The sequence below is a fragment of the Type-D symbiont of Plautia stali genome, assembly GCF_001485335.1.
In the GTDB taxonomy this organism is placed as follows: Bacteria; Pseudomonadota; Gammaproteobacteria; order Enterobacterales; family Enterobacteriaceae; genus Pantoea; species Pantoea vagans_C.
In genome coordinates this window covers 1-20,085 of the sequence record NZ_BBOC01000044.1, presented here as the reverse complement: position 1 = coordinate 20,085, position 20,085 = coordinate 1, and the positions used below count along the sequence as shown (strand labels likewise).

Genomic DNA, 20,085 nt, shown 5'->3' with positions numbered 1-20,085 from the left:
GATGTCTCAGCCTAAAATCTGGCTTGGCGTGAGCCTGAAAATGTACTTCGGCTACCAGCAAACGTTGGACTGGTGCCGCAAAGTGGCCGGATTGGCGCAGCTTCCGGCTGTCAAAAACGGCGACGTAGGTTTATTTGTTTTGCCGGCCTATCCGGCAATTCCGGCGGTTGCCGAGATTTTTTCCCGCACGCCAATACGTTTTGGCGGACAGGATGTCTGTCAGGCGGAAAACGGTGCCTGGACCGGCGAAGTCAGCGCCAGCATGTTGCAGGAGTTGGGCTGTTCCCTGGCTGAAATTGGTCATGCTGAGCGCCGTCGTCATTTTCATGAAGATAAAGCGCAAATCGCAGCCAAGGTGGCGATGTCACTGCGCCACGGTTTGACGCCGGTGCTGTGCATTGGGGAAGAGCAACAGGCTGAGCCAGAGCAGGCGATTGCACTGTGCGAGCAGCAACTCGCCGAAGCGCTGGCCGATGCCACGCAGCAAGGGTTGCGAGGTGAAGTGTTCTTCGCCTATGAACCGCAGTGGGCGATTGGCGCACCACAACCCGCACCTGACAGCTACATTCGTGCAGTGTGCGCGGGCTTGCAGCAATTGAAAACGCCTGAAGGCATTACCTTGAAGATTATCTACGGCGGCAGTGCTGGACCGGGGCTGATTCAACGCCTGGGGGCAGACGTGGATGGTCTGTTCCTTGGTCGCTTTGCCCATGATCCGCATGCGCTGGCGCAAATTATTGAAGAAGCCAGCGTGCTGGCAAAGGAGATCCGTTAATGAGCCGTATCGGACTCAGTACTTATGCCTTTTTCTGGCGTATGTCCAGCAAAGTACCGCATCCCCTGACGCTGGAGCAGATGCTGCAACAGACCGCAGAAATGGATGTGTCGGTATTCCAGATTTGTGACTATCCAGCGATAGAAAGTTGGTCTGACGAGCAGTTGCAGGCGCTGCGTCAGCAGGCGGATACGCTGGGCATCACGCTTGAGCTGGGCACGCGTGGGTTGGGCACGGCCCATCTGCGTCGCTATTTGCACATGGCCAACATTCTTGATGCGCGTGTGGTGCGCTCGATGTTCTATACCGCCGATCATCGTCCGTCACTGGATGAAGCAGCGGAATTGATTGGTGCGGTGTTGCCTGATTTCGCCCGCCAGCAAGTACGCCTTTGCCTTGAGACCTATGAGCAGGTGAACAGTGGCGCCATGATGTCGGTGATCAATAAGTTTCTGTCGCCGTGGCTGTGCGTCTGTCTGGACCCGGCAAACTGTGTTGCCGGACTGGAACTGCCGGAGCAGGTGATCGCCAATACCGCGGCACGTGTTGGCAATCTGCATATCAAAGATTTCGCCTTCACCCGTCGTGATGGCTGGGTCGGCTTTACCTTTGCCGGTTGCCCGATGGGCGAAGGGCTACTGGATTACGACCGGATGATCGCCAGCGTGCGCCCGGTCGAAAGAGAGATTAACCAAATCGTCGAACACTGGTTGCCGTGGCAGGACGATGCCGCGTTGACCTGCGAGCGAGAAGCCGAATGGACTCGCCGCACCGTTGAATTCTTACGTAGTAAACAAGATCAGGAGTAATACAGATGAGCAATGCATTGAAAACCATCACCGTGATTGGCGCGGGCGGCAAAATGGGTATGCGTATTTCTGCCAACTTCCAGAAAAGCGACTACCAGGTGTTTTACGTTGAGAACTCGCCAAAAGCACAGGAACAAGTTACCGCTCAAGGTCGCGAATTGTCTGATGCTGCCTCAGTGGTGCCGTTGAGTGACGTGGTGATTCTGGCGGTGCCAGATATCGTTTTGGGCAAAGTGTCAGAAGGCGTAGTACCGCAGATGAAGGCAGGCGCGATTCTGCTGACGCTGGACCCGGCTGCAGCCTACGCGAATCTGATTGCCCATCGTGAGGGTATTGAGTATGCGGTTGCGCATCCTTGCCATCCATCCGTGTTCCTGGAGCGCTACACCAAAGAAGAGCACGCTGATGCCTTCGGCGGTATTGCGGCTGTTCAACACGTTGCAGCTTCCTATGAAACCGGCAGTGACGCACAGAAAGCCGAGCTCAGCAAAGTGATCAGCGTGATGTACGGCCCGGTGGAGGAAGTGCACTGGGTCACCGTGACGCAGCTGGCTTATCTGGAGCCAACGCTGGTAGAAACCGTGGCCTGTATGGTCGGTGCTTTTATGAAAGAAGCGCTGGATGAGACCGTGAAACACAGCGGTGTACCAGAAGAAGCCGCTAAAGCGATGCTTTATGGTCATATTCAGATCGCACTGGCCGTGGCCTTCCGTGCCACTAACCCGTTCTCTGATGCCTGCATGATCGCCATGGAGTACGGCCGTGAGAAGATTGTGAAGCCAGACTGGAAGCAGATCTTCGATCAGAAAGAACTGGATATCGTGATTGCCCGCATGCTGAAAATCGACGCGATCAAGCGTTAAGCGTGATGTGGTCAACGACTCGCATCGTCGCTGTCTGGCGAAGCGAGTCGTATCAATGATATAACTCCTTCCTCAAATCAAGTGTCACGATACAAGACAGGTAACGGATGGAAAAAACACGCTTTCTCAGGACTCCGAGCTGCTGACCGAAATTGCAGTGGCTTATTATCAGGACGAAATCACCCAGGAGGAGATTGCGCGTAAGTTTGGGATTTCCCGCATTAAGGTTGGACGCCTGCTCAAACGCGCGCGCGAAGAGGGCATCGTCGAAATTAATGTACGCTACCATCCGGTTTTCAGTACGCGTCTAGAACAACAACTGCAAAACCGTTTCCCGCAACTGCAACGCGCGTTGATCGCCCTGGATTCCCCCGATGATGAAGAACAGCGCCGTCAGGTTGCTGCGCTCGTCTCCTCGCATCTTGCCCAGTCGCTGAAAGATAACGCCATTGTCGCGGTAGGACAGGGGCGCAACGTTGCCGCCGTCGCCGATTATCCTGGTCAGGTTCCCACGCGCAACTGTCTGTTTATCAGCGGGATTGGGGGTACCCATCGTCCGGGTGATGCGATTAATGCGGACCACATTAGCCGTCGTCTGGCGAAGAAGTTTGGTGGCATCAGTGAAACCCTGTATGCGCCGGCCTACGTCGAAAACCGCGGGTTGCGTGATGCCTTTATGCAAAACGGCACCATTAAAGAGACGCTAGACCGTGCACGTAAAGCCGATGTCGCTTTAGTGGGCATCGGGGATATGAATGAAAACAGTTATATGGTCAAACTGGGCTGGTTTACGCCGCACGAAATTATTGATGCGCACGTTAATCAGGGCGTGACAGGCGATGTCGCTGGCTATGACTTTTTTAATGCGCAGGGACAACATGTGGACACGGTGATGAACGACCGCGTCATTGGTCTCAGCATCGAAGAGTTGCGTAAGATCCCCTGCGTGATTGCCATTGCCTCAGAGAATACCAAAGCGCTGGCGATTCTCGGCGCACTGCGCACCGGCGCGATCGATATTGTGGCGACCACTGCACAGAATATCCGCACGATTTTGAGTATGTCGCAGTAATTTAGAATCACTGTTCGCTCAAGAGAGTTTATAAGATCTTAAATCAACGGCGATTATCGCCGTTGATAACAAGTTTTATAAACTTTCCTTGCGGTCGAATGCTGTCATTTTTTGTCAGTCATTCAACCGTCACTCCAGTTACATAAATCCTTCATTTCCCTACGCTAGCTTACCGCCATTCTGTTTTCAGGACTGCGGATGCATGAGCCATCTTTCGCTTCATCACATTACTAAAGCCTGGGGTGAAAAAATTGCCCTGGACAACATCAGTTTTGACGCTGCAGAAGGCAGCTTTGTCGCGCTACTTGGTCCCTCTGGTTGTGGTAAATCGACACTGCTTCGCACCATAGCGGGACTGGAAACCGCAGACAGCGGTCAGATCCATTTTAAACACAGCGACATTACTCATTTGCCACCCTCACAGCGCAAGCTCTCAATGGTGTTTCAGTCCTATGCGCTGTTTCCGCACCTCAACGTGCGGGAGAACCTGCTGTTTGGTTTGAAAGCGCGCGGCGAAGATAAGCAGACTTTCGCCTCGCGGCTTGATGATGTCAGCAAGTTGATGGAACTGGATAAACTGCTGGAACGCTTGCCCTCGCAACTCTCTGGTGGGCAGCAGCAACGCGTGGCGTTGGGTAGGGCGGTGATCGCCAATAACAATCTGTGTCTGATGGACGAGCCATTATCCAATCTTGATGCCAAGCTGCGCCAAAGCATGCGTCGCGAGATCCGCGCGTTACAGAAGAAGCTGGGACTGACCATGCTGTATGTCACGCATGACCAGACAGAAGCCATGAGCATGGCTGACAGCATCATCCTGCTTAATGACGGCCAGATTGAACAGCACGGCACACCGAACGATCTCTATAACAATCCGGCCAGTATCTTTGCTGCCCAGTTTATCGGCGCGCCACCGATGAACATCCTGCCGCTGCATGCGAAAGGTGAGCATCACTATCTCAGCCATTTACAGACTCCGGTGGTGGAGCATTGCGATGAGGTCGCGATGAGCCTCGGGCTGCGCGCCGAAGATATCCAGCTGATTTCCCCCGCCAGTGCGGCACTGACTGCGCGCGTTGTCAGTTACGAATATATGGGGGCTGACACCTTACTGGCCTGCCAACTGGCTGGATTGAGCGAAGTGATCACCGTCAAAGTGCCCGGCATGCAGCGCTATGACGAGGGCAGCCAGGTGGGATTGCAGTGGTCTGCCGCCCGCCAATACCTGTTTTCAACCACCAGTGGCAAACGCAGCACCTCCGCTGAACAACACATGTTTGCTTCACAAAATAAATACGCTGTTTAACCGTTGTTTTTCGCCCAAGGGAAAATCATGTCTGCGATCCGTTACTCACGTCTGGCCTCTGCTGTACTACTTTGCGTCACTGCCTCGGCCTTTGCGGCCGATCCTGTCAAATTGCAGATGTACTATCCGATCGCGGTGGGTGGCAAAGTCAGCCATACCGTTGACGCGCTGGTCGCTGATTTCGAAAAAGTGCATCCGGAAGTGAGCATTCAACCGGTGTACACCGGTGACTACTCGACGACAGTCACCAAAGCACTGACCGCCTTCCGTGGCGGTAATGCGCCACAACTGGCGGTGATCGGTGATATTGAAGCCTATTCGCTGATTGATGCGGGTGCGATTGTGGCAGCCAGCGATCTGGCAACCGGTGATGAGGGTAAAAAGTGGATCGAAGGTTTCTATCCGGCTTTCCTGCGTCATATCGACGGCAAGGTCTGGGGTGTGCCGTTCCAGCGATCGACTATCGTGATGTTCTGGAACAAGCAGGCGTTCGAGAAAGCCGGTCTGAATGCTGACACTCCGCCTGCCAACTGGCAGCAAGTGGTCGATTTTGGTAAGAAACTGACCATCAAAAATGGCAATGATGTGAGTCAATGGGGCATCGAAATCCCCTCAACGCCAATTGGTTACTGGACCTTTCAGGGATTGTCTGCCACCAATGGCGGTCGCCTGGATAATGGCAAGGGCACTGCGGTCAATTTCAATACGCCGGGCAACATTGAGACCCTGCAGTGGCTGACCGACCTGGGTCAGAAAGAGGAAGTCTCTCCGAAAGGCGCGATCGCATGGGGCACAACGCCGCAGGATTTCATCAGCGGGAAAACCGCCATGATGGTGACAACGACCGGCAATCTGACCAACGTGCGTGATAACGCTAAATTCCCGTTTGGCGTGGCCATGCTGCCAGAGAAAACCCAGCGCGGCAGCCCAACCGGGGGTGGCAACCTTTACGTCTTCAAAAATGGCTCACCTGAACAGCAAAAAGCAGCGATGGAGTTTATCCGTTGGGTGACGTCGCCTGAGCAGGCCGCACGTTGGAGTATCGCAACAGGTTACGTCGCAACGTCTCCAGCTGCATGGGACACCGCTGTGATGAAGGATTACGTGAAACAAGTGCCTCAGGCACTGGTGGCTCGCGAGCAGTTGAAATATGCCCAGCCAGAACTCTCTACTTATAACAGCGTGCAGATTCAGGATGCACTCAATCATGCAGTAGAAGCCGCAGTGATGCAGGCCAAATCCCCTGCTGAAGCGCTGGAAGGTGCACAGAAGCAAGCCGAACGCCTGTTAAAATCGTATCAGTAACGGAAGCGCTATGAGCACGACTCTCACCAGTATGCCGCTGCATCGCCCGCGTTTATGGTCAATGCAACTTTATGGATATCTGTTAATTCTACCGGCGCTGTGTTTTTTGCTGCTGTTCACTCACTATCCTGCGGTAGCAACCGTCTGGGAGAGTCTGTTCAGTGCTTCGCGTAGTAACCATCCAGCCCATTTTGTCGGGCTGGATAATTATCTGGCCTTGCTGGATGACGATATCTTCATCCAGTCGCTGTGGAACAATCTGCTGTATGCGTTGATCACCATTCCTCTCGCCGTCATCCTGGCCTTGCTGATGGCGCTGGCGGTAAATCGCCGTCTGGCGGGTAACTCACTGGTGCGTGCTGCGTTCTTTATTCCTTCACTGTTGCCTATGATTGCCATCGCGAATCTGTGGCTGTTTTTCTATACGCCGCAGTTAGGGTTACTCAATAAGTTGCTGGCGCTGTTTTCGTTGCCTGCGGTGAACTGGCTTGGTGAACCTGGTACATCTCTATATTGCTTGATGGCAGTGTCGGTGTGGCGTGAGGCCGGATTCTTTATGATCTTTTATCTTGCTGCATTGCAGCAGATCGATCCGCGTCTGAGTGAAGCTGCAGAGATTGAAGGGGCGTCACGCGGATATTTTTTCCGACGCGTGCAGTGGCCACTGCTGATGCCCACCACGCTGTTTGTGTTGATCAATGCATCGATGAATGCCTTCCGCATTGTTGATCAGGTCATTGCGATGACCAACGGCGGGCCTAACAACAGCAGTAGTTTGCTGCTGTTCTATATCTATCGCACCGCGTTCAGCTTCTGGGATATGCCAGCCGCTGCTGCGATGACAGTAGTGCTACTGGTGATTCTGGCGGCGATTGCGCTGATTAAATTTAACCTGCTGGACAAGCGAGCTCACTATCAATGAAGAAGACAGATTCGTTGGGTGGCAAGTGTTTGAACCTGGTCATTTGGCTTGCTGCGCTACTGTGGTTTCTGCCGATACTGGTGGCATTATGGGTGGCAATTCATCCCGCCTCGGATCAGGCCAGTTTCTCGCTGTTATCACCTCTGACGTTTGATAATTTTATCAACGCGTGGCATGCCGCACCTTTTGCGCGCTACTTCCTCAATACCACGCTGCTGGTACTGATGATTGTGGTGGTGCAACTGATTCTGGCGACCATGGCGGCTTACGCTCTGGTGCGCTTCAAAATGAAGTTCTCAGGATTCATCTTCGCGCTGATTTTGCTGCAACTCATGATCAGCCCCGATGTGTTGATTCTGAATAACTACAAAACCATCGGCGCACTGGGTTTGCGCGATACCTTGACGGGCATCGCACTGCCTTATTTTGCCTCTGCTTTTGCTATCTTCCTGCTGCGTCAGACGTTCAAAAGCATTCCGCTGGTGCTGGAAGAGGCGGCAATAGTGGAGGGGGCGAGTCGCTTTTATATCCTGCGCAAAATCTATATGCCGTTGGCAAAGCCGATTTATATCGCCTTTGCGCTGGTGTCGATCAGTTTCCACTGGAATGATTTCCTGTGGCCGCTGGTGATTACCGACTCGGTTAATGTGCGACCACTGACCGTGGGATTACAGTTATTTTCCGCGCCAGAGCAGGGCGTGCAATGGGCGCTGATTGGGGCGGCGACGCTGATGACCAGCTTGCCATTACTGGTGCTGTTCCTGATTTTTCAGCGCCAGTTTATTCAGTCATTTATGCGTGCCGGTATTCGCTAAGGAGTACTTTCCGTGACAAATCCGCATCCATTGACCTCATTACAGCGCGAACTGTTGGGTGATGTTGCCGAACTCTACGCCATGCCCGATTTGCGAGCTAATCCATTAAACAGCACGCTGCGCTTTGGCCTGATTGCCGATCCTCAGTATGCCGATGTGGCCCCGGATATCGCCAATAATCTTTACTATCGCCATGCGCTGCAAAAGTTGCCACAAGCGATAGCGGCACTGAATCAACAGCCCCTGGATTTTGTCGTCACGCTAGGGGATATCGTTGACCGCGGGTGGGAGAGCTACAGCGCTATTTTGCCGCTGTACGATCGGCTGGAACACCCGCACGCGGTGGTGTTGGGTAATCATGATGCTCAGACCATTGCACAGCATCTTCGCCATCGTGCGCCCTTGCCGAAAAGCTATTACGCATTTCGCTTCAGCGGGTGGCGTTTTATTGTTTATGACGGAAACGATGTCAGCCTCTACTGCAATGCGTTGAATGGCGATGATTATTCTCAAGCCGAAACCTTGCTAGCTGAGTTACAGGCGCAACAACAACCGCAGGCCCAGCCGTGGAATGGTGCGGTAGGGCAACAGCAATTAGCGTGGATTGAGCAGCAGCTTATTGAGGCTCAGTTGCGGGGCGAAAATGTTGGGGTATTTGGCCACTATCCACTGGCACCACTGACGACACATGCCCTGATGAACAGCAGTGTGCTGGTGGAACTCCTAACTAGTTACAACATACGGTTCTGCTTCTCTGGCCATGACCATCGCGGCAACGTTGCTCGTATCGGTCAAACAGGCTTTTATACCATGAAAGGGATGCTGGATGACCCCAGCAACGTCCCGTTTGCGGTTGTGGAATTAAGCGAAGAACGGGTAAGTATTAGCGGATTTGGTGGTGAAATCAGCCGGACGTGACGCGCGCCCGGCTCTTAAAATTATTCACCTTGCTGTTGCCGGCATCTGGCGATCTCTTCTGCTCGCTGTAGTAACTGCTGCAAATCGTCCTCATCAATATCGAGCAATTGGCCTCCCTCCAGCGCTTGGTGCAGGTCGGCGCGCGTAATAGGGACCTCCAAAGCAATCGGTTGAGGCTTGGATTCACTCGCCGCCAGCGGGTGAGGATAACGTCGGCCAGCAAGATTGTTAAACAGCACGGCCAGCAGCGCCAGACACAAAGAGTTCAACAATACCGGTGTGAGAATGAAGTGGTAGCCCAGTTGTTGCACTCCGCTGCCGCCAAGAATTGCCGTCAACGCCACTGCGCCGCTGGGTGGATGTAAGCAGCGCAGTTGAAACATCACGGCAATCGCCAGTGAAGCGGCAATGCCGCAGGCCAAAGCGGGGTAAGGAACATACATCGCCGTGGTCACACCGATCAATCCTGCAACCAGATTCCCACCGACAATCGACCATGGCTGTGCCAACGGACTGTTGGGCAAACCGAAAAGCAATACTGCGGAAGCGCCCATTGGGGCAACAAACCAGAGGTTCACCTCGCCGAGCAACTTGTGGCTGATCAGGCTGGTGATCATTAATCCAAGGCCTGCACCAAAACTGGCTATCGCCATCTGCTTTTTGGCCACGGGAAGCGGATGCGGCCAGAGACGCGCGAGGAGAGTTCGCAGCGAGAGGAGCAATCTGGCTGTCATAGTGGAATTACTCTGTCATAAGAAAAAACGATGGATGGCGATTGTCGCTGATCGATTCGTCAGGAGCAACCACACTGTTAGTGTGTTGTTACGGTTTGGTGATTTAAATGCCCATCAATGCAGTGATGGTTAACAGTGGCTTACACAACGTCTAAGGTTGCTGTATAGTCCGTTTTTTTCGGAGGATCCATGCTGCCCAACTCATCCACGCGCCTGAACAAATATATCAGCGAGAGCGGAATCTGCTCACGCCGTGACGCCGATCGCTACATCGAACAAGGCAACGTTTTTATTAACGGTAAACGCGCCACGGTGGGTGCGCAGGTGTTCGCCGGGGATGAAGTGAAGGTTAACGGGCAGTTGATCGAACCGCGCAACGAAGAAGACTTGGTACTGATCGCGCTTAACAAACCGGTGGGCATTATTACCACCATGGAAGAAGGCGAGCGCGATAATATTGGTGATTTCGTTAACCACAGTAAACGCGTGTTCCCGATTGGTCGCCTGGATAAAGATTCGCAGGGCCTGATTTTTCTGACCAACCACGGTGATTTGGTCAATAAAATCCTGCGTGCGGGCAATAATCACGAAAAAGAGTACGTGGTCACGGTTGATAAACCTATCACCGATGAATTTATCGCCGGGATGGCAGCCGGTGTGCCGATGCTGGGTACGGTGACCAAAAAATGCAAAGTGAAGAAAGAGTCGACCTTTGTATTCCGCATTATTTTGGTACAGGGTTTAAACCGTCAAATTCGCCGTATGACCAAGCACTTTGGTTTTGAAGTCACCAAACTTGAGCGCACACGCATTATGAACGTCAGCCTCAAGGGGATTCCGCTGGGTGAGTGGCGCGATCTTACTGATGATGAGCTGATTGACTTATTTAAGCTGATTGAAGACTCCTCTTCAGAAGATCAAAAAATACAGAAAAGTCAGGCTAAGAAGAAACCGGCCACGGCGGCGAAGAAACCCGCCTCTAACGGACCTAAACATAGCGAGAAAGCGGCGGGCAAGCCTGCTGGACGTCAGCGCTTCACCCAACCTGGTCGTAAAAAGAAAGGGCGCTAGTTTCTCAGTGTTATTTGATTAAATACATAAACCCGGAACAGTAATTATAAAGACCTCACTATTTGTTCCGGTTTTATGCCTCCATACTTTTCATAACAAAGGAGGAAACAATGAATAACGCACAATGGTTAAAAGAGATGCAATGCCTCTACGCAGTTCAAGCTCGGCCCGCTTGGGTTCCACGCCTGTTTTGGCTCTCCACCCAGCAGCGCAGTCAAATCCTTTCTGAACTGCTCATGCCACGGACCAGGCAAAATTGACTGACCATTAAGCCAGTTGTTTCTGCCGAAACAACCGGCTTTCATTTCTGCTAACCAGCAACCTTGATCACCGTTTTGCCGAAGTTCTTGCCCTTCAGCATATCGAAGAATGCCTGCGGTGCATTCTCCAGGCCTTCAATCATGTGTTCGCGATAGTGAATTTTTTTCTGCTCAACCAAAGGCGTCATCGCCTGTAGAAATTCTGGATACCGATCACCGTAATCCTGAAAAATGATGAATCCCTGCAGGCGGATGCGGCGTTTTAATATGCTGCCAAGGATCTGTGGGGTGCGATCGGGTCCTTCCGCTGGGGCGTTACCTGTGTTGTAAGTCGAAACCAGCCCACAAACCGGCACGCGCGCAGCGGTATTGAATAACGGGAAGACCGCATCAAACACTTTACCGCCAACGTTTTCAAAATAGATATCAATGCCATCAGGACAAGCTGCTGCGAGTTGCTCAGCGAAATCTTCTTTATGATGATCAAGGCAGGCCGAGAAACCGAGGGTTTCAATTGCGTAGCGGCACTTCTCTTCACCACCCGCAACACCCACCACATGGCAGCCTTTTAATTTCCCGAGCTGTCCAACTGTGGCGCCAACGGGTCCGGTTGCCGCCGCCACCACCAATGTTTCACCGGCTTTGGGTTGTCCAATGTCCATTAAACCCATATAGGCGGTAAATCCGGGCATACCCAGAATCCCTAACGCCCAGGAAGGATGGGGAAGGTCGCCGATTTTACTCACGCCACTGCCATCGGACACGGCATAACTCTGCCAGCCACTGCCTGCTACTACCCAATCGCCAACCTTGAAATCAGGATGCAATGATTCCGTCACTTGAGACACTGTGCCGCCCACCATAGGTTGGTCGAGTTGTGCCGGGGCCGCATAAGACTTGCTGTCATCCATACGTCCACGCATGTAAGGGTCAAGTGACAAATACGCGGTACGCAGCAGCATCTCACCCTGTTTTAAGGCAGGGATGGGCTGTTCAACTAGCCTGAAATTCTCTTTTGTCGGTTCGCCGTGAGGGCGTGAGGCGAGTAGCCAAGCGTGATTGACCTGTGTTGGTTGTGGCATGTAAACCTCATAGTAGTGTTCGATAAGGCAAGTGTAGTTGATGCAAAGTCAGATGGAAGTGTTGCTATATAATAACAAAAGGTTCATTATTGGCTTTATGTTGCTATATAACAACATTTGAGGGCCTATGTTGCCAGGTATGCGTGAAATCGGGAAGAAGTGCCAAGAGAAGCGTAAGGCCAACGGCTGGACACAAGCCACAGCTGGAACCTATGCGGGGATACACCGAACGGTTATCTCTCAGATAGAAAATGGCCATTACTCAGGATCTTTGAAAGTATTGACCTTATACCTCAATACACTTGGGTTAAAGCTTACCGTGCAGTCAGCGGGCATTCCGCAGTTAGATGAACTAGAGGCGTTGTTTAGCGATGACTGATGATGTGAAACGCCCAAAAAAACGCAAGACAGACTCCTTACTCTGAACACGCTGGGGAGCATACTTCTTCCCAGTGAGCCAGCGCACAAACCCACACTAAACTTCTCTACGCCAAATTTCATAACCCCTTGAATAAATTCAAAGCTTGTACAAGCGCACAGCCGGTCTCAGGCAATCTCACATAACGGCTTTTAAATCAGCTGACTATACCTATTGCGGTGCCAATACCGGTGCGTGGAGAGGATGAAATGAAGAGAGCTTTACAGGCCGCTACCCTATTGGCAGCGATGACACTCAGTACACCGTTGCTGGCTAAAACCTTTGTCTATGTTTCAGAAGCGGACGACGGCACTATCGCGCGCTATACCTTAAATGATCAAACTGGCGCTTTGCAGCTGCTCGGTCGAACGCCAGCAGGGGGCAAAATCATGCCGATGGCGCTGAGCACAGACCACCAGCATTTATACGCCGCCATTCGCAGCAAACCGTTAAAACTGGTGAGCTGGCACATCGATCACGTAACGGGCGATCTCAGTAAAACAGGCGAAGTCGCTGCTGCAGCCAGCTATCCCTATATCAGCACCGACAAACAAGGGCGTTTTTTACTCGGTGCCTCTTATGACGGTGATGTGGTACATGTCTATCGCCTGGCAAAAGATGGCAAGATAATCGCGCCAGCAGTGGGCAGTTATAAAACGGGCCATGCAGCGCATTCGGTGATTGTTGATGATGCAGGGCAAACCGCCTATGTCGGCAATCTCGGTACCGATCGCGTGCTGCAACTAAAACTGAGTTCCGAGGGTGAACTCAGCGCACTGGCTAATGGTTACGTCAAAACTGAAGCAGAAAACGGCCCACGCCACTCGGTGTTATCACCGGACCAACGTTACCTCTATAACGTGGGTGAAATGGGCGGCATCATCACGCAGTTCCGCCGTAATGAGCAGGGTGAGCTGTCGAAAGTCGGTGAAACACCGAATGCCGTGGCCGCAGAGTATAAATTGCAGCATGGCCGCGAACGCCCAGCTGGATACAGTGACACCACGCCACGCATTTGGTCGGCGGATATTCATCTCACTCCCAATGGACATTTTCTCTATGTCAGCGAACGCACCAGTAGCACCTTAACCGGGTATCGCGTGAATAGCGCGGATGGAAAACTCACGCTGATTGGCAGTTGGCCAGTAGAAAAACAGCCGCGTAGCTTTGCCATTACTCAGGATGGGCGTTGGCTTGTTGCCAGTGGTGAGAAAAGCAAGGTGACCGGCAGTTACGCCATCGATGCCGAAAGCGGGGCGCTAATACGCGTTGGTGAAGCACCGGCAGACGATGATGCAAACTGGGTGACGATAGTTAGTGACTGAATGTCGACTTCGCGATGATCTGGCGCAGCAAACCGCGCCAGATTGCGCGAAATGTTTTTATGGAGCCGTTGTTATTGTTAGGGTTATTTTTAAAAGTGTGATCCAGAACACATTTATGGTGCTGATAACAATCCGAACTTAAAACCCTATATAAATCAGAGGAATTTCTAAAAATTAATGTTTTTTAGGTTGAAGAACATAAGTGAACCTTAATAATTACCCTGATATCGATTGCAAGGTTAAAACACCATTTTCGATGATGTAATAATTTGACATATTTATCGCCGTGAGCAGAAATATTATTCTGTCAGGATACGCCGCACTTAAGCTGGTTTGGTCTCAATACTGTCATGCAGTGGTTTTCAAAAAACGCCGTTTTTTTTGCTGTAAAAACCTGTCTGGCTGCCTTTCTGGCACTGTATCTCTCACTGGAACTCAATCTGGATAAACCGGCTTGGGCAATTACTACCGTATTTATTGCCTCCCAACTCTACTCAGCATCGACGATCTCTAAATCCTTGTTCCGTATGCTTGGCACATTGCTGGGTGGCATATTTGTCTTCTTTGTGTTCCCGCTCACCGTTGAACATCCGCTGCTGTTTAGCCTGTCTATTTCACTGTGGGTGAGTATCTGTCTCTATTTGTCGTTGCATGACCGCACGCCCAAAAGCTATGTCTTTATGCTGGCTGGCTACAGTGCCGCCATCATGGGTTTTCCTGAAGTCATGACGCCGATGGCGATCACCAATACCGTGTTATCTCGTATCGAAGAGATTGCGGTGGGTACGTTGTGCAGCAGCCTGGTTCATGCCTTACTGTTCCCGGTCTCTATGCGCAGTTTGCTGGAGCAGAGCGTCAGCCAGTGGTATCTCAATGCGCGTAAGCTATGCAACGACCTGCTCTCCGGCATTCCCAGCGATAAATCACCAGAGCGCGATGAGATTCTGACGCGTATGGCCACCAACCCCCAGCAGGTGGAAATGCTGATCACCCACTGTGTGTATGAAGGTGATGCAGCAAGGCGATTGATCCGTCTTGTAAGCGTACAGTATCAACATCTGTCCTATTTGATCCCAACCCTGACGGCTATAGAAATGCGCCTGCAGCGGTTGTCGGCGCAGCAGATTGCGTTCCCAGACAACGTTGCCGTGGCTTTCAGGCTGTTTTTGCATTGGCTCAACGATGGTGAAGCGGTAGGCGAAACCAGCGGTATTCAACTGGAACTCAGCCGTTGTCAAAGTGATATCAACGCCGCATGGCGCAACGGTGATTTGCCGACTGAACACTGCATGCTGCTAACCGGACTACTGGAGCGCATGGCCGATTTCGTGCGCATTGCCGGTGCTTATCAAAGTGTGGGCGGGTTGGTCAGCGATCTCTCAGGGGATACCACACCAGCTCGCGGCAAGCGAACCCATCGCTTCTATGATAAAGGGCTGATACGGCTCTCTGCATTAACGGCTTTTTGCGCCATCTTTGGATCATGCCTGCTGTGGATCGGCACCGGTTGGCATGATGGTGCTTCCGCACCGGTGATGGCAGCGATCTTAAGTTCATTGTTCGCCAGCATGGACACACCGCTCACCTCGATGAAGTTATTTGTGCGAGGTGTCATCGTCGCCATTTTTATTAGTGTGATTTACGTGGCGTTACTGATACCGCAGGCGACTTCGTTTGAAGCCTTGATCATCTGTCTCACGCCGGGCTTGTTAGTGTTAGGGCTGATGATTGCGCGCCCCTCAACCAACATGATTGGGATTAGCGTGGCAATCCAAATCCCCGGCTTTATCGGTTTAGGGCATCATCTTAAGCCTGACTTGGTTCTGTTGATCAACAATGCCATCGCTTCGTTAACGGGCGTACTGTTCGCTGTCATTGTCACGGTCTTAATGCGTAACAAACGGCCGTCCTGGACGGCGCGACGTGCAGTGCGTCAGGGATTACGCGAGCTGCTGCGTTTCATCAAAGAGCTGGAACGTAATGGTTCGTCGCTGCTTGGGCGGCAACGATTTATCAGCCTGATGTTGGACAAGGTCAATGTGGTGCTGCCACGCCTGCGACTCGATCCGCAGCCCGACATGTCAACTGCTGGCATGTTACTCACCGAGGTTTGGTTGGGGGTAAACAGTTTCGATTATTACGCACGCCATAAAGATCTGTTGGCTAAATACCAGTTGGACAGTGGCCAGATGTTTCATGAGCTGGCACTGTTTCTTAAACGTCGCCTCAAATCTTTGCAAACACCGCCGCACCATGATCTGCTGGATGAATTGGATCTTCTACTGTTATTGCTGGAGAGGCTGGCGAAGCGCGATGACAGCTTGCTGACGCCACTTTTCCATCTGTTCAGCATCCGGCTTTATTTGTACCCGCAACAGTCGTGGCCGGTGGCAACACCACGCCAAATCGAGATGATGCAACTGCAAGACTATCGCCAGCGCGCCTACTAAGCGATAAACGCAGCAGCGACACAATCAGGCTATATACTTGTTCCCGTGACTGATTTTTTCATCAACAGGAGTGAATGATGGTTAGGTTGAAACCGATTTTATTGTTGGCGCTACTACCGGGAGCCGTGATGGCTGCCCCGGTATTTACACTGCAATCGTCAGATTTTAATGACAGTGCGGTGCTGAACAAGACCTTCGCGGGCAACAACAAAAACAATCCATCCTGCACCGGCGACAATGTGTCCCCGGCATTGAGTTGGTCAAATGTACCGACGGGAACCCGCAGCTTTGCTCTGATGCTCACTGACCCGGTAGGCGGTAAAGGGTTGGGTGTGACGCACATGGTAGCCTATAACATTGCGGCCGATCGCAGCCAGTTTGCGCAAGGTGAATTGAGCAAAGGAGTAGGTTATACCGGAGGTAAAAACTCACCTGGCACCACAAGCTATTATGGACCTTGTCCACCGGTAGGGAGTGGTATGCATAACTACAACTTTGTACTGGTTGCGACCGATTTGCCCGTCAATCAGTTACCGGCTGGCCTGACGCATGATGAGCTGATAGCGAAATTGAAGGGGCATGCATTAGGTGGAGCAACGCTGGTTGGCAAGTTTACCAACGATAAGTAATGCAGAACGGCCGCCACATTGGGCGGCCGTGACAATGTCACTCAAATGGGTAGATTGAACGTACTAATTTCCCACGACGATCCCAGCGACTCGCCGCCAGCCACAGTAGTGCAGTAACAAACCAACCGATAATCCACGACACATCATTGCCAGCAAAAATCCAGGTTAACGAACCGTGGTGCAAGGGGTTGTCGATAAACGGCAATTGCACCAGCACGCCCAGGAAGTAAACCGTGATACCCGTCCAGTTCCAGCGACCGTAACGGCCATTGGGCTGTGACAGCGCGGGGACATCGACCTTGCCTTTGGTGATGAGATAGAAATCGGTCAGGCTAATGGCGCTCCATGGCACGAAGAAAGCGAGCAGGAACAACAGGAAATGCGTGAAGGATTTCAGGAACGCCGGTTCACTGATCAGCGCGATGATGCAAGCCACCGTCACCATTAGCACCACAAACAGTATGCGATTACCCCTGCTGATCGCGGTTTGCTGACGGAAGCCAGAAACAATAGTGGTGAGTGACATGAAACTGCCGTAAGCGTTAAGCGTGGTAAAGGTGATTTTGCCAAAGCAAATGGCGAAATAGATCACCATTGCCATGGTAGCGGTACTTCCCAAGCCGACGATGTAGCCCACTTCGTTACCTGAAAACGCCTTCCCGGCAATCGCGGCAACTATCACGCCCAAGCTCATGGACGCCTGAGTACCCAATACGGTGCCAAAGAACACGGAGCTAAACAGCTTCCTGGCTGAGACATCAGCCGGAAGATAGCGCGAGTAGTCCGACACATAAGGGCAAAAGGCGATTTGCCAGGAGGATGACAGCGAAACGGCCAACAGGAAATTGGCGAGGGTGAAGTGCTGATTCTGCCAAACCGCTGACAAATCATGCGAAGAAAGCAGGGTGATGAACAGGTAGGCAAAAGCCAGCACCCCAATCACACTGGCCACTTTCCCCAGCTTGTGAATTACGCGATAACCCAGTACCGCGATCACGACAATAATAGCGCTAAACAGGATCATGCCAGCCGCATTGCTGACGTTGATCAGCTTCGCTAATGCTTGCCCAGCTAACACGGTACCGCTAGCGGAAAAGCCCACATACATAATGCACACCAGGACCAACGGAATCACTGCGCCAAACACGCCAAACTGCATGCGGCTGGTGATCATTTGCGGTAACCCGAGGCGTGGGCCCTGGACAGCATGCAATGACATGATGGCTGCACCAACGATCTGCCCAACAAGCAAACCCATTAGCGACCATACCACATCGCCGCCCAGCACCACGGCCAGCGCGCCGGTAACGATGGCGGTGATTTGTAAGTTACCGCCAAACCAGAGTGTGAACTGGCTGAAAGGGTGGCCATGACGTTCGTGCAACGGGATGTAATCGATCGAACGGGTTTCTGTCAGGCGTTGTTTGTCAGTGCCTGTGTAATCTGCTGCAGGTGATTCGGTTGACATGGTTTCCTCGCTGAAACAATGAACACGACAGGGGCTTTATTGTTAGTGTGGTGTGAATGCAATTGAAGATACATGTATATACATGTACCGATATTGTCATGCGAGATGTGAAGTTACAAGGCGAGGGGTCATTGGAAAATGTGATGACGCTGGCAAGGTTGTTAATCGAATGGCCTTGCGTTATTTACGGCCTTCAGTCCATGGGTTAAATCCTGGCGCTTCCGCATTGTTGTCTGCGGGCTGATCCAGTGAATCGAGATACAGCGCTTCAACTTCCGCGCGAGCCCACGGCGTACGGCGCAAAAATTTCAGACTGGATTTGACGCTCGGGTCGTTTTTAAAACAGTTAATATTAATTAGCTTGCCGAGTTCATCCCAACCATAGCGGGCCACGAGTGCATTCACGATCATTTCCAGCGTCACGCCGTGCAGCGGATCTTTAGAAGGGTGTGCGGTCATGATGAATCCTTGTTTACAGGCGAGAGATTGGCGGGCAAGGTTACAAGAAAGCCGAGCGTGCAGCAATGATGTAAACTGAAGTCGGGCCATTTATACAGGAAGAGACGCGATGAGCGATAAGAAAATGATTTCAATCGATCAGTTTAATGAGGCTGAACGAGGCGAAGTGGATGAGATTTTCAAAGGGCTGATGCAAAAACATCGGCTGCGCAGCGGTAAAGAGCCTGACGCGAAGAAAGAAAAAGAGTACACCGCAGAGGCGCGCCAACAGGTCATGACCCTTAAGCTAGCCAAAGAGAAAGCGAAAGCCGACAAAGCAAAGAAAACGCCCACTCGCCGTAAAAAACCGGAAGCACAATCGGCGAGTGAGGTTAATGATTTCAACTGGTCGGCCTCGGTGATTAAGGGCCGCCGTTAGCTCAGTAACCCGGCTCCGACATTCACGGATAAACCAAGAATAGCCAGATTGAAGATGAACGAGATCACGGATTGAAGCAGCGCCAGTTTGCGCATCTCAGTGGTGCCCGTTGCCACATCGGCGGTTTGTGAGGCGACCGCGATGGTGAAGGAGAAGTAGAGAAAATCCCAGTAATTGGGCTCATCAGGCTTTTCAGGGAAGATCATCGGGGTGACATTGTCACTTTTTCGCAGGTAATGTTGATGGGCGTAATGCATAGCGAAAGAACTAGGCAGCAACGCCCATGAAACAATCAGCGTCATTGCTGTCAGCACCAGATGCATAACTCGCGGCGTGCCATGCAGGCTTTTCAATGCGGGCAACTCACTCATAATGGCCACAATACTGACCATACAAGCCAAGATCACCATACCGAGTACCAGCGCCGCACTTTGGTCCTGCATCCTGGCAATACGTTTGATTTCCACTGAGTCAGTACGCAACATCCGGAACCAAAGAAACCACAAATAGAGCCAGGCCAGCACATTCCAGCCAATCAGTAATCGCTGCATTTCGCCCAATTGTGCAGGGAGTAGCAAATAGCAGACGATTCCGGCCGCAACGGAGATCAGCAGGCGCAGGCGCGCGAAAAGATGAGGCATAAGAGAAAAGGGCATGGCGAGCATAATTTCCCAGAGATTGAGTATCTTAACTGTAGACGATTGTTGACTTAGCCAGGTTAACGCGGGATCGATTCTGGTGACGAACATGACGTGACGGCGAAATCTGACAAAATGAGTGATAAACAGGCTTCATTTGAGACGCGTCTACGTGAATTCTGTAGATACACGTGAGACTTTACCCGCAAGGATTTGCGTAGCGACGCCGTTTTGAGAGGACAGCTTAAGGGCGGAAGTGGAAGTCGGTGATGTCAGGGAATGTCATAAACCCATGATTAGTGCGTACCAGATATCTTATTTAACATAATCATGATTATGCGCACTAAA

The 20,085-nt window shown here is 51.9% G+C and carries 20 protein-coding genes; 15 read left to right on the top strand and 5 right to left on the bottom strand.

The window, feature by feature from the left end; translation table 11 throughout:
* Position 1 precedes the first annotated feature (1 nt).
* The 9 genes from PSSD_RS14910 to PSSD_RS14870 all read left to right on the top strand — a co-directional run bounded on the left by PSSD_RS14910 (position 2) and on the right by PSSD_RS14870 (position 8,785).
* Positions 2 to 775: a triose-phosphate isomerase family protein gene (locus tag PSSD_RS14910; RefSeq protein WP_058972753.1), complete on the top strand. Its 774-nt coding sequence runs from the start codon at positions 2 to 4 to the stop codon at positions 773 to 775.
* Complete coding sequence (locus PSSD_RS14905) at positions 775 to 1,584, top strand: sugar phosphate isomerase/epimerase family protein (RefSeq protein WP_058972752.1); 810 nt, start codon at positions 775 to 777, stop codon at positions 1,582 to 1,584. The genes PSSD_RS14910 and PSSD_RS14905 overlap by 1 nt, the downstream gene beginning before the upstream one ends.
* Before the next feature lie 5 nt (positions 1,585 to 1,589).
* Positions 1,590 to 2,447: a phosphogluconate dehydrogenase C-terminal domain-containing protein gene (locus PSSD_RS14900; protein WP_039328639.1), complete on the top strand. Its 858-nt coding sequence runs from the start codon at positions 1,590 to 1,592 to the stop codon at positions 2,445 to 2,447.
* Between the two features lie 76 nt (positions 2,448 to 2,523).
* Positions 2,524 to 3,519: a sugar-binding transcriptional regulator gene (locus PSSD_RS14895; RefSeq protein WP_058972751.1), complete on the top strand. Its 996-nt coding sequence runs from the start codon at positions 2,524 to 2,526 to the stop codon at positions 3,517 to 3,519.
* Positions 3,520 to 3,721: 202 nt separating this feature from the next.
* Positions 3,722 to 4,825 carry an ABC transporter ATP-binding protein gene (locus PSSD_RS14890; protein ID WP_058972750.1) on the top strand — a complete coding sequence of 368 codons (1,104 nt, stop codon included), beginning with the start codon at positions 3,722 to 3,724 and terminating at the stop codon, positions 4,823 to 4,825.
* A gap of 27 nt (positions 4,826 to 4,852) precedes the next feature.
* Positions 4,853 to 6,130, top strand: a complete 1,278-nt coding sequence (locus PSSD_RS14885; protein ID WP_058972749.1) for an ABC transporter substrate-binding protein — start codon at positions 4,853 to 4,855, stop codon at positions 6,128 to 6,130.
* Positions 6,131 to 6,140: 10 nt separating this feature from the next.
* A complete protein-coding gene (locus PSSD_RS14880; RefSeq protein WP_058972748.1) occupies positions 6,141 to 7,052 on the top strand; it encodes a carbohydrate ABC transporter permease in 912 nt (303 codons plus the stop codon).
* Entirely contained in the window at positions 7,049 to 7,867 is an 819-nt protein-coding gene (locus tag PSSD_RS14875) for a carbohydrate ABC transporter permease (RefSeq protein ID WP_058972747.1), read from the top strand. The genes PSSD_RS14880 and PSSD_RS14875 overlap by 4 nt, the downstream gene beginning before the upstream one ends.
* 12 nt (positions 7,868 to 7,879) lie before the next feature.
* A complete protein-coding gene (locus PSSD_RS14870) occupies positions 7,880 to 8,785 on the top strand; it encodes a metallophosphoesterase (RefSeq protein ID WP_058972746.1) in 906 nt (301 codons plus the stop codon).
* Positions 8,786 to 8,805: 20 nt separating this feature from the next.
* Here the strand turns inward: PSSD_RS14870 and PSSD_RS14865 are convergent, their stop codons facing one another.
* Positions 8,806 to 9,519 (bottom strand): HPP family protein, encoded by a 714-nt coding sequence (locus tag PSSD_RS14865; RefSeq protein WP_058972745.1) that lies wholly within the window; start codon positions 9,517 to 9,519, stop codon positions 8,806 to 8,808.
* Positions 9,520 to 9,708: 189 nt separating this feature from the next.
* Here PSSD_RS14865 and rluF point away from each other — a divergent pair, with 189 nt between their 5' ends.
* Entirely contained in the window at positions 9,709 to 10,590 is an 882-nt protein-coding gene (gene rluF / locus PSSD_RS14860; RefSeq protein WP_058972744.1) for a 23S rRNA pseudouridine(2604) synthase RluF, read from the top strand.
* A 310-nt stretch (positions 10,591 to 10,900) separates the two neighbouring features.
* Here the strand turns inward: rluF and curA are convergent, their stop codons facing one another.
* The gene (gene curA, locus PSSD_RS14855; protein WP_058972743.1) at positions 10,901 to 11,932 is read right to left on the bottom strand and encodes an NADPH-dependent curcumin/dihydrocurcumin reductase; all 1,032 of its coding nucleotides are present in this window, start codon (positions 11,930 to 11,932) and stop codon (positions 10,901 to 10,903) included.
* Between the two features lie 127 nt (positions 11,933 to 12,059).
* Here curA and PSSD_RS14850 point away from each other — a divergent pair, with 127 nt between their 5' ends.
* The 4 genes from PSSD_RS14850 to PSSD_RS14835 all read left to right on the top strand — a co-directional run bounded on the left by PSSD_RS14850 (position 12,060) and on the right by PSSD_RS14835 (position 16,754).
* Positions 12,060 to 12,311: a helix-turn-helix domain-containing protein gene (locus PSSD_RS14850; protein WP_052205924.1), complete on the top strand. Its 252-nt coding sequence runs from the start codon at positions 12,060 to 12,062 to the stop codon at positions 12,309 to 12,311.
* 248 nt (positions 12,312 to 12,559) lie between these two features.
* Positions 12,560 to 13,675: a lactonase family protein gene (locus tag PSSD_RS14845; protein ID WP_058972742.1), complete on the top strand. Its 1,116-nt coding sequence runs from the start codon at positions 12,560 to 12,562 to the stop codon at positions 13,673 to 13,675.
* Between the two features lie 350 nt (positions 13,676 to 14,025).
* Entirely contained in the window at positions 14,026 to 16,125 is a 2,100-nt protein-coding gene (locus PSSD_RS14840; protein ID WP_058972741.1) for an FUSC family protein, read from the top strand.
* A 77-nt stretch (positions 16,126 to 16,202) separates the two neighbouring features.
* Positions 16,203 to 16,754, top strand: coding sequence for a YbhB/YbcL family Raf kinase inhibitor-like protein (locus tag PSSD_RS14835; protein ID WP_058972740.1), 552 nt, complete (start codon positions 16,203 to 16,205; stop codon positions 16,752 to 16,754).
* 37 nt (positions 16,755 to 16,791) lie between these two features.
* Here the strand turns inward: PSSD_RS14835 and PSSD_RS14830 are convergent, their stop codons facing one another.
* Both PSSD_RS14830 and PSSD_RS14825 read right to left on the bottom strand, forming a co-directional pair.
* A complete protein-coding gene (locus tag PSSD_RS14830) occupies positions 16,792 to 18,222 on the bottom strand; it encodes a purine-cytosine permease family protein (RefSeq protein ID WP_058972739.1) in 1,431 nt (476 codons plus the stop codon).
* Between the two features lie 180 nt (positions 18,223 to 18,402).
* Positions 18,403 to 18,681 (bottom strand): VF530 family protein, encoded by a 279-nt coding sequence (locus PSSD_RS14825; RefSeq protein WP_058972738.1) that lies wholly within the window; start codon positions 18,679 to 18,681, stop codon positions 18,403 to 18,405.
* Between the two features lie 109 nt (positions 18,682 to 18,790).
* On the opposite strand from PSSD_RS14825, the gene PSSD_RS14820 reads away from it, so the two are divergent.
* Entirely contained in the window at positions 18,791 to 19,099 is a 309-nt protein-coding gene (locus PSSD_RS14820; RefSeq protein ID WP_058972737.1) for a hypothetical protein, read from the top strand.
* On the opposite strand, the gene PSSD_RS14815 is transcribed toward PSSD_RS14820, so the two are convergent.
* The gene (locus PSSD_RS14815) at positions 19,096 to 19,755 is read right to left on the bottom strand and encodes a DUF1345 domain-containing protein (protein WP_058972772.1); all 660 of its coding nucleotides are present in this window, start codon (positions 19,753 to 19,755) and stop codon (positions 19,096 to 19,098) included. The two genes, PSSD_RS14820 and PSSD_RS14815, sit on opposite strands and share 4 nt — an antisense overlap.
* Positions 19,756 to 20,085: the final 330 nt, after the last annotated feature.